This window comes from Kitasatospora purpeofusca, from assembly GCF_042691725.1.
In the GTDB taxonomy this organism is placed as follows: domain Bacteria; phylum Actinomycetota; class Actinomycetes; order Streptomycetales; family Streptomycetaceae; genus Kitasatospora; species Kitasatospora purpeofusca_B.
In genome coordinates, this window is the sequence record NZ_CP170483.1 from 7,569,691 (window position 1) to 7,585,545 (window position 15,855).

Genomic DNA, 15,855 nt, shown 5'->3' on the forward strand with positions numbered 1-15,855 from the left:
GTGCTGTGGCGAGCCTGCCTGACCCGCGTGCGGCGGGCGGCTGTCGTTGACCTTCGTCCGGCGCCGATGCTAGAACCGTGTTGCCAGCATGTGCAACCCTCATTGCGCATGTTGCAACATGGCAGATGGAGGAAGACGGTGGACCAGACCTTCGCAAGCAGCGGCACCGGCCCCGGCCTCGACACCCGAGCGGTGGCGGCCCTGGCCGAGGAGGTGCTCGACTGGCGGTTCAAAGCGCTGCCACCGGCCGCCGCGGGGCTGACCGTCCGCCAGTACCTGGACACCGGCCCCGGCCTCGCCGACCTCGGCACCCCGCTGCTCACCCTCGACGCGGGCGCGCTCGACCACAACCTGCGCACCATGGCCCGCTGGTGCGCCGACGCCGGCGTGGCGCTCGCCCCGCACGGCAAGACCACCATGGCGCCCGCGCTCTGGCAGGCGCAGCTGGCCGCCGGCAGCCACGGCATCACCCTCGCGAACCTGCCGCAGCTGCGGGTCGCCCGGGCCTTCGGCGTGCGGCGGGTACTGCTCGCCAACTCCCTGCTCGACCCGGCGGGCCTGCGCTGGCTGGCGGGCGAGCTGGCCGCCGACCCGGACTTCGCCTTCGCCTGCTGGGTGGACTCCGTCGAGAGCGTCCGGCTGATGGACGAGGCGCTGCACGCGGCCGGGGCCGGGCGCCCGGTCGAGGTGCTGGTCGAACTCGGCGGCCCGGGCGGGCGCACCGGTGCGCGCGGCGTCGACGCGGCGGTGGAGATCGCCGCCGCCGTCGGGAACGCGCCGACCCTCCGGCTGGCCGGCATCGGCGGCTACGAGGGCGCGCTGGCCCACGACGCGAGCGAGGGCGGCCTCACCGCCGTGCGCGGCTACCTGCGATCGCTGGCCGAGCTGCACGGACGGCTGGCCGGCCGGTACGCGGACGGGGCCGCGCCCGTGGTGACGGCCGGCGGCAGCGCCTACTTCGACCTGGTGGCCGAGGAGCTGGCCGCGCTGCCGGAGGCGTTCGTGGTGCTGCGCTCGGGCGCGTACATCGCGCACGACGACGGCTTCTACCGGGGGATCTCGCCGCTCGCCCGCGGGGCCGGACACGGCGGCGGGGCGCTGCGCGCCGCGCTGCACGGCTGGGCCCGGGTGGTCTCCCGGCCGGAGCCGCAGCTGGCCCTGCTGGACGCGGGCAAGCGCGACCTGCCGTTCGACGAGGGCCTGCCGGAGCCGCAGTCGGTGCGGGGCGGCGCGCAGCTGACCGGCACGGCGGCGCGGATCACTGCGCTCAACGACCAGCACGCCTTCCTGCGGGACGCGGGCGACCTCGCCCCGGTCGGCGCCGTGCTGCGGCTCGGGATCTCGCACCCGTGCACCGCCTTCGACAAGTGGACGCTGATCCCGGTGCTGGACGACGCCTCGGCGGCCGAGCCGAAGGTCACCGGGCTGGTCAGGACGTTCTTCTGATGGGCGGGCCAGCGGACGGCGCACCGGGAGGCGGTCGCGGCACGGTGCTGCGGGGGACGGTGCTGCGGGGGACGGTGCTGCGGGGCGCCACGGTCGTCGACGGGACGGGCGCCGGGCGCTACCGGGCGGACGTCCGGATCGCCGACGGGCTGATCGTCGAGATCGCCGACGCCGGAACCGCGGTGGGCGGCGCGGCCCGGACGGTGGACGCGGACGGGCTGGTACTGGCCCCCGGGTTCATCGACATGCACGCCCACTCCGACCTCGCCCTGCTGCGCGAACCCGAGCACCCGGCCAAGGTCACCCAGGGCGTGACCTGCGAGGTCCTCGGCCAGGACGGCCTCTCCTACGCGCCCGTCGACGACACCACGCTGCCCGCGCTGCGCCGCCAGATCGCCGGCTGGAACGGCGACCCGGACGGCTTCGCCTGGGACTGGCGGACCGTCGGCGGCTACCTGGACCGGCTCGACCGGACCGGCCCCGCCGTCAACGCCTGCTACCTGGTGCCGCACGGCTCGTTGCGGATGCTCGCCATGGGCTGGGAGAACCGGGCCCCGAGCGAGGCCGAACTCGACCGGATGCGCGAGCTGTTGGCGCAGGGCCTGGCCGAGGGCGCGGTCGGCATGTCCAGCGGCCTGACGTACACCCCCGGGATGTACGCCGGGACGGACGAGCTGGTCGAGCTCTGCCGGGTGGTCGCCGGGTACGGCGGCTTCCACGCACCGCACCAGCGCTCGTACGGCGCGGGCGCGTTGGAGGGGTACGCGGAGATGGTCGAGATCGCCCGGCGGTCCGGCTGCCCGCTCCACCTCACCCACGCCACCATGAACTTCGGCGTCAACGAGGGCCGGGCCGGCGAGCTGCTGGACCTGGTCGACCGGGCGCTCGACGACGGCGTGGACCTCACCCTGGACAGCTACCCCTATCTGCCCGGCTCCACCACCCTGGCGGCCCTGCTGCCGAGTTGGGCCACCGAGGGCGGCCCGCAGGCCACCCTGGACCGGCTCGGCGACCCGGCGGCGCGCGAGCGGATCCGCTACGAGGTGGAGGAGAAGGGCAGCGACGGCTGCCACGGCGTGGTCACCGACTGGGCCACCATCCAGCTCTCCGGCGTCGGCGCCCCCGCACTCGCCGACGCGGTCGGCCGGACCGTCGCCGAACTCGCCGCCGAGCAGGGCCGCACCGGCACCGAGGTCTTCCTCGACCTGCTGCTCCGGGACGGCTTGGCCACCACCATCCTCCAGCACGTCGGCCACGAGGAGAACGTCCGGGCGATCATGCGCCACCGCGCGCACACCGTCGGCAGCGACGGGCTGCTGGTCGGTGCCCGGCCGCACCCGCGTGCCTGGGGCACCTTCCCGCGCTACCTGGCCCGCTACGTACGGGAGTCGGGCGTCCTGACGCTGGAGGAGGCGGTCGCCCGGATGACCGGCCGGCCGGCCGCCCGGCTGCGGTTGCGCCGACGCGGGCGGATCGCCGCCGGGTACCACGCCGACCTGGTCCTGTTCGACCCCGACCGGGTCCAGGACACCGCCACCTTCGAGCAGCCCCGGCGGCCCGCCGCGGGCATCGAGCAGGTCTACGTCAACGGGACCGCCGTCGTCGACCGGGGCCGCGCCACGGGTGCGCGCCCCGGGCGGGCGCTGCGCCGGACCGGGCGGGGGGTGGAGGCCGGATGAGCTCCGAGCGTCGTGGGACAGCGCGTGCGACACCCCGGGGAACGCGGCGCCCCCTGACGACACCCCCTGACGACATCCCCCGACGGCACCCCCTGAACCGGAGTGCCCTGTGAATCCGAGCGATTGGACGCGAACCCCGTGAATCCGAGCCCTGAGAATGCGAGTCCTGGGACTGCGAGTCCCGGTAGTGCGAGCCCGGCGAGCCCGGCGCCCGTGAACCGGAAGGCCCCCGCCGCGGCCGTGGTGGCGGAGGCGCGGGCCGCACTCGCCGCCGAGCCGGTGATCGCGGTCGTCCGCGCCCCGCGGATACCGGACGCCGCCGCGCTCTGTGCCGCGCTGGCGGAGGGCGGCATCACCTGGACCGAGTTCACCTTCACCACCCCGGAGGTGACGACCCATCTGGCCAAGGCGGCGCGGGCCGGCCACCGCGTGGGCGTCGGCACGGTGCTCACCGCCGAGCAGGCCGAAAGCGGCCTGGCCGCCGGTGCGTCGTTCCTGGTCACCCCCGGGCTGCGGCCCGAGGTGGCGGACGCCGCGCACGCCGCCGGGGTCCCGGTGGTGCTCGGCGCGCTCACCGCGACCGAGGTGGCCCAGGCGGTGGACCTCGGCGCCGCCGCCGTGAAGATCTTCCCGGCCCGGGCCTTCGGCCCCGGCTACTTCAAGGACCTGCGCGGACCGTACCCGGACGTCCCGCTGGTCGCCTCCGGCGGCGTCAACGCGGGCAACGCGGCGGAGTTCCTGGCGCACGGCGCGCTGGCGGTCTGCGCCGGGACGGACGTGGTGGCGCCGGAGGCGGTGGCGGCCGGGGACTGGGCCGAGATCACCCGCCGGGCGCGGGCGTTCACGCAGGCCTGCGCGGCCCGCTAGCGGCGGTCACCGGCGGCCGGCCCCGGGTGCGGAGCGGGTCGCCCGCCGCCGCCCGGGCGCCGGTCCCGGCGGTCCCGGTGAGGCCCGGCGGCCGGGCGGGAACGGGCGGGCGGCAGGGGCGCGGGGGAGCGGAAGGGGCTCGGGAGGGCGCGCGGCACGGCCCGGGCTGCTTCCGGGAACCGCGCCACGGGAGACCGGGAGTGGCCGGGCCGGGCTGTCGGGGCGGCCGGGATTCGACGAGAATCGGTAGCCCCCGGCACCCGGCAGGAGGACTCCACCCATGACCTCGACCCGCCCCGGCCCCGCGTGGCTGACCGACGCCGTGCTCTACCAGATCTACCCCCAGACCTTCGCCGACTCCGACGGCGACGGCATCGGCGACTTCGCGGGCATCACCGACCACCTCGACCACCTCGCCTGGCTGGGCGTGGACACGGTCTGGCTGAACCCGTGCTTCGCCTCGCCGTTCCGCGACGCGGGGTACGACGTCACCGACTACTTCACCCCCGCCCCGCGCTACGGCACCGCCGCGGACCTCGCCGCCCTCGTCGAGGCGGCGCGGCACAAGGGCATCCGGGTGCTGCTGGACCTGGTCGCCGGCCACACCTCCGACCGGCACCCCTGGTTCCGGGCCTCGGCGCAGGACCCGTCCGACCACCGCTACATCTGGTCCGAGCGGCCGGTGGACGGCTTCGTCGCCTCCCCCGGCAGCCGGGCCGGCTGGTACCGGCCGAACTTCTTCGACTGCCAGCCGGCGCTCAACTTCGGCTACGCGCGCGAGAACCCGGACGAGCCCTGGCGCCTGCCGGTGGACGCCGAGGGCCCGCGCGCCAACCGCGCCGCGCTGCGCGAGATCATGGCCCACTGGCTCGGCCTCGGCGTGGCGGGCTTCCGGGTCGACATGGCGTCCTCACTGGTCAAGGACGACCCCGGCTTCGTGGAGACCGGCAAGCTCTGGAGCGAACTGCGCGACTGGCTCGACCGCGACCACCCGCAGGCCGCCCTGTTCGCCGAGTGGGGCGACCCGGCCGCCGCCGTCGCCGCCGGCTTCCACGCCGACTTCTTCCTGCAGTTCGGCGGCGCGGACGGCCTGCCGCTGCGCTCGCTGTGGAACAACAACGCGGGGACGGTGAAGGAGTACTGGAAGCAGGGCCCGTGCTACTTCGAGGCCGAGGGGCGCGGCACCCCGCAGGTGTTCCTGGACGCCTGGCGCTCGGCGGCCGAACTGACCGAGGGCGCCGGGCACATCGCCCTCCCCACCGCCAACCACGACTTCTCCCGGCTGGCCACCGGCCCGCGCACCGCCGACCAACTGGCCCCGGCCTTCGCCCTGCTGCTCACCTGGCCGACCCTGCCCGCGGTCTACTACGGCGACGAGATCGGCATGCGGTTCGTGCCGGACCTGCCGGACGCCGAGGGCAGCGTGCTCGGCCCGACGTACAACCGGGCCGGCTCGCGCACGCCCATGCAGTGGACGCCCGGCCCGAACGCGGGCTTCTCCGCGGCGCCCGCCGAGCGGCTCTACCTGCCGGTCGACCCGGACCCGCACCGGCCGGACGTCGCGACCCAGCGGGCCGACCCGACCTCGCTGCTGCACACCGTGCGGCGGCTGATCGCCCTGCGCCGGGCGCACCCGGGCCTGGGCGCGCGGGGCGCGGTGGAGGTGCGGCAGGCCGGGTACCCGCTGGTGTACACCCGGGCCGGACGCTACCTGGTGGCGATCAACCCGCGGCGGGAACCGGCGGTCGTCCCGGCGGCGGTGGCGCTGGGCGGGTTCGACCGGGCCCGGCCGCTGGACGTCCAGGGCGTGCGGGTCGATGCCGGCGGCGAGCTGCGGGCGGAGGGGTTCTCGTACGGCGTGTTCGAGCTGGGGTAGACGGCGGCGTGCGGGTGGGCGGCGTGCGGCGGGTGTGAGACCTCGATCACCGGGGGCGGACTTCGGTCCGCCCCCGAAGTGGTTGTAGACTGCATCCAGATAGTTGCATTTACCATCCGTCATGGAAGGGGATGGCCGGAGGATGGATCGAACCCCCGTGCGGACACCCCGGACGGCCACCGCCGCAGCGCCCGCCCCGGGGCACGCGCTCAAGCACCTCGCGGTCCACCTGCTCACCCCGCTGCTGATGTGCCTCGGCATGGCGCTCGCCTACCAGGGCGCCTTCCACCAGCCCGAGCCGCACCACCTGAAGGTCGCCGTCGTCGGCACCACGCCACAGGCCCGGGAGCTGGCCGGCGCCGTGCAGGGCGCGGCGGGCGACGCGCTGGACGTCGCCACGCTGCCCGACCGCGCGGCCGCCGAGCGGCAACTGCTCGACCGCGACCTGGTCGGCGCGTTCCTGCCGGACCCGGGCCACCCGGAGCTGCTGGTCGCCAAGGCCAACTCGGACACCTCGGCGATGGCGGCCGAGAAGGTGTTCCAGCGCGTCGCCGGACAGCAGGGCGTGCCGCTGGCCGTCACCGACCTCACCACGCCGAGCGAGGGCGACCCGACCGGCCAGGGCCTGTTCTTCCTGCTGGTCGCGCTCAGCATCGGCTCCTACGGCAGCGTGGCCGTGATCGGCGCGGCCGGCGCGGCGCTGAGCATGCGGATCCGGGTCCTGGTCGGCCTCGGCGTCTCGCTCGCGGTGAGCCTGATCGGGATCGTCACCGCCGGGCCGCTCTTCCACGTCGTGGACCACGACCTGGCCGGGGTCTGGGCGCTGGGCTGGCTGTACGCGGCCGGGGTGATCGGCATCGGCCTCGGCCTGCACAGCTTCCTCAAGCGGTGGACCACGCTGGCCATGATGGTGCTGTTCGTGATGCTGAACTTCACCAGCTCGGGCGGTGTCTACCGGCCGGACCTGCAGAACGGGTTCTTCGGCGGGCTGCACGCCTTCTGGACCGGCGCCGGCTTCCTGGAGGGCGCGCGCAGCCTGCTGTACTTCGACGGCGGTGCCGGGTTCGGCGGGAACCTGCTGGTGCTGGTGCTCTGGCTGGTGGCCGCGGGCGTGCTGGTGACCGGTGCGGCGTTGTACGAGAAGCGCGGCCGGTCGGCGGTCGGGGCCGGGCGGGAGACCGGGGCCGGGACGGGGGCGGGCCCGGCGGCCGAGGAGGAGTTGGAGGAGCTGGAGGAGTCGGCGGTCGCGGTCTGACCGCTGCCCGGACGGGCCCACCGCCGCCGGAAGGCTTCACCGGGTGCCAGGGCATCGGCCCCGGTGGGGGTCGGAGGCCCGTGACCGGCCCTGGACAGGCCGGTCACGGGCCTCGCTGCGGGGCCGCGGCTCTTCTGCCGCGGTGCCCGCGGGTGTGCGCGGTGCCTGCGGGTGTGCGCGGTGCCTGCGGGTGTGTGCGGTGCGCGGCCGACCGGGGGATCCTCGCGGCGGCGCTGCCCGGCGGCGCCGGGGCGGCCGGGCGCGGCGTGCTCTGCTGACGAAGGCCGCTGCCCGGCCGTCCGCAGCCTCCCGAGGAGTACCGCCGTGCCCCGACCGTTCCGCCGCCCCGCCCGCCTGGCCCCGGCCGCCCTGCTGTCCGGCGCGTCGGCCGCCGCCCTCGCGCTGGCGCTGCTCGCCGCCACACCGGCCGTGGCCGTGGCGCCGCCGCTCTCCGACCCCAGGATCGTCGCCCACTTCGACATCGCCGAGCACCTCCAGCCCGAGAACATCGCCGTGGAACCCGACGGCTCGGTGGACCTCACCTTCTCCTTCGCCCGCCAGGTCGGCCGGGTCGACCCGGACGGCCGGCTCACCGTCCTGGCCACCCTGCCCGAGCCCGAGCACCCGGCGACCCCCTTGCTCGGCCGGGCCGCCGTCTCCGGCCTGGCCCGCGCCCACGACGGCACGCTGTACTTCGCCTACGCCACCGGCACCGCGGACCTGACCGGCATCTGGCGGCTCTGCCCCGGCGGCGAGCCCGAGCGGATCGCCGCGCTCCCGGCGGACAGCCTGCCCAACGGCCTCGCGCTGGACGAGCGGGCCGGGGTGCTGTACTCCTCCGACTCGGCGCTCGGGCTGGTCCGGGTAATCCCGCTGGACGGCGGCGCCCCGGCGGTCTGGTCGGACGACGCCCGGCTCAAGCCGGTCAGCGCCTTCGGCGCCAACGGTCTCAAGGTGCACCGCGGCGCCGTGTGGGTCGGCAACACCGACACCGGCTCGCTGCTGCGCATCCCGATCCGGGCCGACGGCGCCGCCGGGCCGGTGGAGGTCCGCGCCGGAGGCCTCGACGGGCTCGACGACTTCGCCTTCGTCGGCGCCGGCGACGACCTGCTCGCGGCGCTCAACCCCGCCAGTGAGGTGGTGTACCTCGGCTCCGACGGCTCGCGCCACACCGTCCTCGACGCGGCGGACGGCCTCTCCAACCCCACCTCGGTCGGGATCGGCGGCGACACCGCGTACGTGCCGAGCGCCGCCTACTTCACCATGGCCGACCCGAACCTCCTGGCAGCGACGCTGGAGCGGTAGCGGGGGGCGTCGGGGTGTGTCGGCGGGCCCGGTTTCAGCGGCGGCCCGGGGCGCGGGTGAAGCAGCAGTCGCCGCAGATCCCCGCCCGCGGGCCGACCCGGTAGTACAGGCAGCAGCTGGTGCGCCGGAACGCGCTGCCGCCCGGCGTCCCGGTGAGCGTGCCGGTCCCGGCCAGCGGTGGGCGGCCCAGCACCTCGGCGACGAGTGCGCGGGCCGGGGCGGCCGTCCCGGGGGCGGCGTGGGCGTCCAGGACGCGCAGCGCGCCCGCCAGGGCGGAGGCCGTGTTGCCCCGCAGCAGTCCGGCGGAGAGCGGGACCGCGGCCCGGACGGCCGCCGCCAGGTCCGCCAGCTGCCCCTCGACGACGGTCCGCCGGAAGCGGTCGGCGAGCGGGGCCCGGTCGGCCGGGGCGGGCTCGGCCGTGGGCCGGTACGGCAGCCACAGGTCGATCGGCCCCTGCTCGGGGACCCGGACCCGGGCCCGGTCGGCGCCCAGGTCGGGCACCTCGCCGAGTAGGACGGCCGCGCCCAGGCCCACCGAGCAGAACCGGGCGGCCAGGCCGAGGTGCAGGACGGAGGCCGCCACCCGGGGCTCCGCGGTGCCCAGCCGCCGGGCCACCTCCCGCACCCGGCGCGCCAACGGACCGTCCGGGCCCGGGGCGTAGAACTCCCGCAGCGGCCGGAAGCCCGGCGGTGGGTCCTCGCCGGGCGCGGTGGCGGCGTCCAGGGCGAAGTACGGGCCGACGGCGGCGAGCCGGCCGTAGTCGGGCGGCGCGTCGTTCATCGGGCTGGTCCTCCGGTTCCGTCTCCGGGCCGGGGCGGGGCGGGATCGTCGGCGCCGGTCCGGACGAACGGTACCGCGCGGGGCCCCGGACCGTCTTCCGAGCCGCAGGACGCCGGGGCCGTGCTCCTGGGGACCGTCGCCGCTCGGCCACGGACGGTCGGCCACGGACGGTCGGCCGCGGACGGTCGGCCCGCCGGGCCGCCCCCGCCCCGGCGTCAGCGGGACCGCAGCACGCAGGGGTGGACCAGGTAGGCGCCCAGCCGGCCGTCCCGGTCGCCGTCCTTGAAGGCGGTGGCCCGGCCGGCCAACCGGCCCGGCTCGGCGCGCAGTTCGAGACCGAGGCAGGGGCTGTTCAACCGGGCGTCGGTGGTGGGCAGTTGCAACGGGGCGGTCACGCGCAGGTCCCAGCGCCGGGAGGCGACGGCCGGTACGGCGACCGGCGGGCCCTCGGCCAGCCGGACCTCCACCCGGCCGTCGGCCAGGATCCTGATCCGCAGCGGGACGTCCCCCTCCGAGGTGCCGATCTCCCCGGCCCACTCGCTCTGCGTCAGCGCCGTCGGACGGGTCTCGTCGGTCACCGGGTTGAGGTGGTCGCCGGAGAAGCCGGGTGCCAGGACGCCCATGAGGTGGCCGACGATCGCGTCGCGGGCCGCCTTGTCGGTGGAGTTGGTCAGGACGGCGACCGAGAGTTCGCGCTCGGGGACCTCGATCATCATCGTGGCGATGCCGCCCATGCCGCCGCCGTGGCTGCGGATCACCGGTCCGGCGCCGCGCGAGACGATCCGGCCGAGCCCGTAGCCGAGCCGCTCGCTGATCGGCACGGCGTCGTGCATGGCCGCGAGCGTGGCGGGCCTGAGCAGCCGGGAGGCGGTCCGGGCGAACAGCGCGACGTCGCCGGCGGTCGCCCAGGCGGCCCCCGCGGCGGGGTGACCGGTGAAGCAGGTGGTGTACGCGCGGCCGTCGGCGGAGTAGCGCTGGGCGACGGGCCCCGCCCCGGGGTAGGTCGGCCCGTAACCGAAGCTGGTCAGGCCGAGCGGCTCGAAGATCCGCTCGCGCAGGTGGTCGCCCAGGTCCTGGCCGGTCACGGCCTCCACCAGCGTGCCCAGTTCGTGGTAGCCGATGTTGGAGTACTCGAAGTCGGTACCCGGCTCGCGGACGAGCGTGCGGTAGCGGTCGATGTCGATGGGCAGCGGACCGGCGCCGTAGTGGAAGTTGTAGAACGCCGGGAAACCGCCGCGGTGTTGGAGCAGCTGACGTGGTGTGGGCGCGGTCCACGGGAAGCTGCCGGGGATCGGGGCGTCGAGGTCCAGCAGGCCCTCGTCGGCGGCCAGGCAGACGGCGGTGGCGGTGAAGGCCTTGGTGACGGAGGCCAGCCCGTAGACCGTCTCCGCAGTGGCCGGTCGCCGGTCGGCGACGTTCGCCCGGCCGTAGGCGCGGGTGAGCACGAGCCGGTCGCGTTCGGCCACCGCCACGGAGGCGGACGCGCAGCCGTGTTCGGCCAGCGCCCGCGCGCAGAACTCGTCCAGTCCGTCCAGTGCGTCCGGTGCGTCCAAGCCGTTCAGCATGCGGTCGACCTCCCGATCGGATTCGTCGTCGGTCGAACGATAGTGCTCCGTCCCCGAACGGTCGTCGGCGGGGATGCCGTGGAGCGGACGCGCCGTCAGAGGTGGCCGTGGGACGGACGTTCGCGTCACCGGGCCCGCCCCGTGAAGCCGGCCGGTACGGTCCAGGGGCTCCCGCCCTGCGCGTCGACCCCCGGAAGGCCTCCGGACGGGACCGCTTAGGCTCGGGGCATGCCAGTCGAGTCCGGTCCCGTGCCCAGTGCTTCCGGTGCGTCCTCCGTTCCCGGTGCGTCCTCGGCCCGCGGGGCGCGGCTGCGTCGGCCGGTGGGTGTGGCGGCGGCGGTGGCCGTGCTGCTGCCCGTCGTGCTGGCGCACCCGGGACAGCGCGCGGCAGCGCTGCTGCCGGCGGTGCTGGCCGCCGTGGCCGCGCTGGCGGCGGCAGCGCCGTGGCCGTGGCGGCGGGTGACGCTCGCGGGGGCGGCGGGCGGTGTGGCGGCACTCTCGCTGCTGCTCGACCTCCTCTACTCGGGCCCGTACCGGCTGCCCGCCTTCTGGCTGCCGTTCGAGTGGACGGCGCTGCTGGTGCTGGCGGGGCGGGTGGCCCGGCGCACCCGCGGCCGGTGGGCGGGCGTGGTCGGCGCGCTGGCGGTCGCGGCGGTGGTGGCCGTGCCGCTGCGTTGGACCCTGAGGCAACCGGACTCGGCCTGGTCCGGTTCGGTGGCCGTCGTGCTGGTCTCGCTGCTGCCGCTGACCTTGGTGGTCGGGGTGTGCCTCTACCTGCGGGTGCTGGACGCGCGGCGCGAGCGCGCGGTCGTCCGGGCCCGGCGCGAGCAGCGCTTGGAGGTGGCGCGCGGGCTGCACGACTTCGTGGCGCACGAGATCACCGGCATCGTGCTGGAGGCGCAGGCCGGGCAACTGCCGGGCCAGGGGCCGGAGGAGACGGCCGCGCTGCTGCGCCGGCTGGAGGAGGCCGGGCTGCGCGCACTGGACTCGATGGACGCCATGGTGGGCGCGCTGCGGGAGCCGCGCGGGGACGGTGAGGGCGTGCACACTCCGGTGGGCGCGGTCGGCGCGACGCGGGTGTACGGGCTGGGGGACCTGCCGGAGTTGGTGGAACGTTTCGGCAGGACCGGGCCGACCCGTGCCCGGTTGGAGGCGGCGCCGGAGGCCGTGGGCCTGCTCACCGGGGAGGCGGAGGCCGCGGCGTACGCGGCCGTGCTGGAGGCGCTCACCAATGTGCGGCGGCACGCGCCGGGTGCCGCCGAGGCGGTCGTGCGGGTGGAGGTGCGGGCGGGCGGCGACGTGGCGGCGGTGATCGTGTCGGTGAGCGACGACGGCGCGAGCGGATCCGGTGTCAGGGGGCTGCTCCGGCGCCGGCCGGGCAGCGGCGGCACCGGGCTGGTGGCGCTCGCCGAACGGCTCGCCGCGCACGGCGGCACGCTGGAGGCGGGGCCGCTGCGCCCGGCGGGGTGGCGGACCGGCTGCGAACTGCCCGTTCGGTAGGCCGGATCGGCGGGGGGGTAGGGCGGAAACTGCCCGCCGAAGATCTGCCGATCGGCGGATGGCGGCGGTGCGGCGGACGGCGATGCTCGTAGCCGTGACCGCGTCTGTCGAAGGAGAAGCCGCCATGGCCGCCGTACCCGCCGTTCCGAACCGGCCCGACGAGCCCGCCCCGACCACGTCCCCGACCGTGCCCCCGGCCGGCCCGGGCCGTCGGCGGCGGGGGAGGTCCGCGGGCCGGATGCCCGTCGCGGGCGCCGCCGTGGCCGTTCTGCTGACCGCGGTCGCCGGCTGCGCCGAGGCCGGGGACGCCACGCCCGAGTCGACGGTCTTCGGCTTCAGCGGCGGCACGTTGAACGTCGTGTCACGGCACCACGTCCCGACCGACCTCGTGGCGACGGACCGTCAGGACGTGAAGGTGACCCGCTGGTTCAAGGCGGACGGGATCGGCAAGGAGCGGACCGGCTGGACACTGGAGGACAACACCCTCACCCTGGAGGCGAGTTGCTCCGGCTTCGCCAACTGTGACGCGCGGTTCCGCGTCGAGGTGCCGACGCGGACAGCCGTGCTGCGCGACGGCCGGGCGACCGACCTCAAGGGCACCGGGGCGGCCTGAGTCCGGCCGCCGCGGGGTGTCGTGCGAGACTGCCGTGCGTGACGAGTCCGAACCCGGAACCCATCCGCACGCTGATCGCCGACGACCAGGAGGCCGTGCGCCGGAGCGTGCGGCGGATCCTGGACGCCCAGCCCGACATCACCGTGGTCGGCGAGGCGGCGGACGGGGTCGCCGCGCTCGAACTCGCGGCACAACTGCGCCCGGACGTCGCGCTGGTGGACATCCGGATGCCCCGGATGGACGGTCTGGAGCTGACCAGGCGGCTGGCCGCTCCGGGGGCCGCGACGCCGGTCCGGGTGGTGGTGCTGACCACCTTCGACCTCGACGAGTACGTCTACCCGGCGCTGCGGCACGGGGCCTGCGGGTTCCTGCTGAAGCGCTCCGGTCCGGCGCTGCTGGCCGAGGCGGTCCGGGCGGCGGCGGGCGGGGAGAGCCTGATCAGCCCGTCGGTCACCGTGCGGCTGCTGCGGCACATGACCGCGCCCCGGCGGGTGGACCGCCGGTCGGCCCCGGCCGCGCCGCTGACCGAACGCGAGGTGGAGATCGCCGGCCAGGTCGCGGCCGGACGGACCAACGCGGACATCGCCGCCGAGCTGTTCATCTCCCCGGGCACGGTGAAGACCCATGTGGCGAGCATCCAGCGGAAGCTAGGGGTGCAGAACCGGGTCGGCATCGCCGTGCACGCCTGGGAGATGGGGTACGCGGTGCCGCCCGTGCGGTGACGCGGGCCGTAGGACGTGCGGAACCTGCGAGGTGGAGGATGGCCTCCGGATGTGATGTCCTCCGGCCAAGTGGTTCGATCGTCGACCGAGGTACCAGCGGCAGACCTTGATCCGTCTCGATCTGTCGCCACTGCCTCCTGCGGTCGAACTTCCTCTACGACCCCGCAGGTCCACCACCATGATGCGCCCGGGGCGGGGGAATCACCAGGGGGTTTCGGGAAAAATCCGCCGGATTCGGACATTTGTTGTCCTGGCGGTTCACCTTCGTCGCCCGGGCGGTTCAGTCGCGCAGCGCGTCCTTGCGCAGGAACCGCTTCAGGCGCTGCCACGGCCAGGTGTTGATCACGTCCTCGGCGCTCAGCCAGGCGCGCTGCGCGGTGCCGATCCCGTACCGGGGGTAGGCGAGGTGCGGGGTCGCGTGCGCGTCGCTGTCGATCGAGAACTTCACGCCGTGGCGCTTGGCCCGCAGCACGTCCTCGTCCCGCAGGTCGAGGCGCTGGGGCGAGCTGTTGATCTCGACGGCGGTGCCGGTCCGGGCGGCGGCCGCGAAGACGGCGTCCAGGTCGACGTCGATCGGCCCGCGCCGGCCGATCCGCCGGGTGGTGAGGTGGCCGATGACGTGGACGTGCGGGTTCTCGCAGGCCCGGATCAGCCGGCGGGTCTGGGCGTCCCGGTCCGCGCCGAAGTGCGAGTGGACGGACGCCACGCAGACGTCGAACCCGGCCAGGAACCCGGCCGGCCAGTCCACGGTGCCGTCCGGTCCGATGTTCAGCTCGGTGCCGTGCAGCAGCCGCATCCGTCGGTGGCGCCCGGCCAGTGCGCGCAGCCGCTCGCGCTGGGCGAGCATCTTCTCGTCGGTCATCCGCTGCATCACCAGGTCGGGGGCGTGGTCGGTGACCGCGAAGTACGCGTAACCGCGGGCGGCCGCGGTGTCGATCATCTCCTCCAGGGTGGCCAGCCCGTCGGTCAGGTCGGTGTGGGTGTGCAGGTCGCCGCGGAGGTCCGCCTCGGTCACCAGCTCCGGCAGCTCGCCGCGCAGGGCGGCCTCGATCTCCCCCCGGTCCTCGCGCAGCGGCGGCGCGATCCACGGCAGGCCGAGTGCCGCGTACACCTCGTCCTCGCTCGCCGAGACGATCTTCCCGCCGCCCTCGGCCTCGAACAGCCCGTACTCGGAGAGCTTCAGCCCGGCCCGGACCGCCATCGTCCGGAGCCTGATGTTGTGCGCCTTCGAGCCGGTGAAGTACACCAGCGCCGCGCCCCAGTCCTCCTCGGGGACCACCCGCAGGTCCACCTGGACGCCGTCCGTGGTGCGCACCGAGGTCTTGGTCGGCCCGCTGCCGATCACCTCGGCCACGAAGGGCAGCCCGGTGAGCGCGGCCATCAGCGGCGCCGAGTCCTCGGCGGTGGCCAGCACGTCGATGTCGCCGACCGTCTCGCGCATCCGGCGCAGCGAGCCCGCGTACGCGCACCGGGTGCACCCCGGCACGGCGCTCAGCGCCGCGACGAGCTGGTCGGCCAGCGCGGTGGCGGCGTCCAGCAGGGTCCGGCCGCCGGACTGCCGCATCAGCTCGATGCCGTGCAGGATCTTCTCGCCGCTGCGCTCGCCCAGGCCGGGGACCTCGCTCAGCCGGTCGGCCCGGATCGCCTCGGCGAGCTCGTCCACGGAGGCGATGCCGAGGTCGCGGTAGAGCGCGAGGGCGCGTTTCGGCCCGACGCCGGGCACCGACACCATGGCGCGGACCCCGGCCGGGATCGCGGCCCGGAGCGTCTCCAGCGCCTCGATCCGTCCGTAGGCGAGGTACTCGGCGATCTTCTCGGCGGTGGACTTCCCGACGCCCGGGATTTGCTGGAGCCCCTTGGCGTCCAGGCCGTCGATGTCGTCGGGATGGCCGCCGACCGCCCGGGCGGCCTTCTCGTAGGCGCGGGCACGGAAGGCGTCGCCACCGGTGATCGAGACCAGGTCGGCGTACTCCTGGAGCAGCTCCCTGACCTTGTCGTTGAGCCGGGCCATGGGGCCAGTCTAGGTTCGCGGCGCAGATCCGGCCCGGGAGTCCGGGGCGAGGCGGCGGCACGGTGACGGCGGGGTGGGCGGCAGGGTGACGGCGGGATCGGGGACGGGGTGGGGGACGGGGTGGGGGCGCACGGCGGAGGGCGCGCGCCGGTGCGGTGCTCCCGTCGGTCGGCGGGTGACGGCCCCGCTGGTCGGAGGGGTGGCAGTGCCCTCCGGGGCCCGAGGGCCGGATTGT

Annotated in this window: 12 protein-coding genes; 9 read left to right on the forward strand and 3 right to left on the reverse strand. The window is 75.7% G+C overall.

The window, feature by feature from the left end; all coding sequences use genetic code 11:
• Positions 1–138: 138 nt before the first annotated feature.
• The 6 genes from ACFCLZ_RS32675 (at position 139) to ACFCLZ_RS32700 (ending at position 8,428) form a co-directional block, all read left to right on the forward strand.
• A complete protein-coding gene (locus tag ACFCLZ_RS32675) occupies positions 139–1,446 on the forward strand; it encodes an amino acid deaminase (RefSeq protein ID WP_380281488.1) in 1,308 nt (435 codons plus the stop codon).
• A 62-nt stretch (positions 1,447–1,508) separates the two neighbouring features.
• Positions 1,509–3,125, forward strand: a complete 1,617-nt coding sequence (locus tag ACFCLZ_RS32680; RefSeq protein ID WP_380286365.1) for an amidohydrolase family protein — start codon at positions 1,509–1,511, stop codon at positions 3,123–3,125.
• 213 nt (positions 3,126–3,338) lie between these two features.
• Positions 3,339–3,992, forward strand: a complete 654-nt coding sequence (locus ACFCLZ_RS32685; protein WP_380281489.1) for a bifunctional 4-hydroxy-2-oxoglutarate aldolase/2-dehydro-3-deoxy-phosphogluconate aldolase — start codon at positions 3,339–3,341, stop codon at positions 3,990–3,992.
• Between the two features lie 280 nt (positions 3,993–4,272).
• Positions 4,273–5,868 carry an alpha-amylase family glycosyl hydrolase gene (locus ACFCLZ_RS32690; RefSeq protein WP_380281490.1) on the forward strand — a complete coding sequence of 532 codons (1,596 nt, stop codon included), beginning with the start codon at positions 4,273–4,275 and terminating at the stop codon, positions 5,866–5,868.
• 142 nt (positions 5,869–6,010) lie between these two features.
• Positions 6,011–7,123: a hypothetical protein gene (locus tag ACFCLZ_RS32695; protein WP_380281491.1), complete on the forward strand. Its 1,113-nt coding sequence runs from the start codon at positions 6,011–6,013 to the stop codon at positions 7,121–7,123.
• A gap of 324 nt (positions 7,124–7,447) precedes the next feature.
• Positions 7,448–8,428 carry a hypothetical protein gene (locus ACFCLZ_RS32700; protein ID WP_380281492.1) on the forward strand — a complete coding sequence of 327 codons (981 nt, stop codon included), beginning with the start codon at positions 7,448–7,450 and terminating at the stop codon, positions 8,426–8,428.
• 34 nt (positions 8,429–8,462) lie between these two features.
• Here the strand turns inward: ACFCLZ_RS32700 and ACFCLZ_RS32705 are convergent, their stop codons facing one another.
• Entirely contained in the window at positions 8,463–9,209 is a 747-nt protein-coding gene (locus ACFCLZ_RS32705; RefSeq protein ID WP_380281493.1) for a (2Fe-2S)-binding protein, read from the reverse strand.
• A 215-nt stretch (positions 9,210–9,424) separates the two neighbouring features.
• Complete coding sequence (locus ACFCLZ_RS32710; protein ID WP_380281494.1) at positions 9,425–10,774, reverse strand: serine hydrolase domain-containing protein; 1,350 nt, start codon at positions 10,772–10,774, stop codon at positions 9,425–9,427.
• A gap of 228 nt (positions 10,775–11,002) precedes the next feature.
• Here ACFCLZ_RS32710 and ACFCLZ_RS32715 point away from each other — a divergent pair, with 228 nt between their 5' ends.
• The 3 genes from ACFCLZ_RS32715 to ACFCLZ_RS32725 all read left to right on the forward strand — a co-directional run bounded on the left by ACFCLZ_RS32715 (position 11,003) and on the right by ACFCLZ_RS32725 (position 13,609).
• Entirely contained in the window at positions 11,003–12,274 is a 1,272-nt protein-coding gene (locus tag ACFCLZ_RS32715) for a sensor histidine kinase (RefSeq protein WP_380281495.1), read from the forward strand.
• 124 nt (positions 12,275–12,398) lie between these two features.
• Positions 12,399–12,887 (forward strand): hypothetical protein, encoded by a 489-nt coding sequence (locus tag ACFCLZ_RS32720; protein WP_380281496.1) that lies wholly within the window; start codon positions 12,399–12,401, stop codon positions 12,885–12,887.
• Between the two features lie 38 nt (positions 12,888–12,925).
• Positions 12,926–13,609, forward strand: a complete 684-nt coding sequence (locus tag ACFCLZ_RS32725; RefSeq protein ID WP_380281497.1) for a response regulator — start codon at positions 12,926–12,928, stop codon at positions 13,607–13,609.
• 280 nt (positions 13,610–13,889) lie between these two features.
• Here ACFCLZ_RS32725 and polX read toward each other — a convergent pair whose 3' ends face one another.
• The gene (gene polX, locus ACFCLZ_RS32730; RefSeq protein ID WP_380281498.1) at positions 13,890–15,620 is read right to left on the reverse strand and encodes a DNA polymerase/3'-5' exonuclease PolX; all 1,731 of its coding nucleotides are present in this window, start codon (positions 15,618–15,620) and stop codon (positions 13,890–13,892) included.
• Between the last annotated feature and the right edge of the window lie 235 nt (positions 15,621–15,855).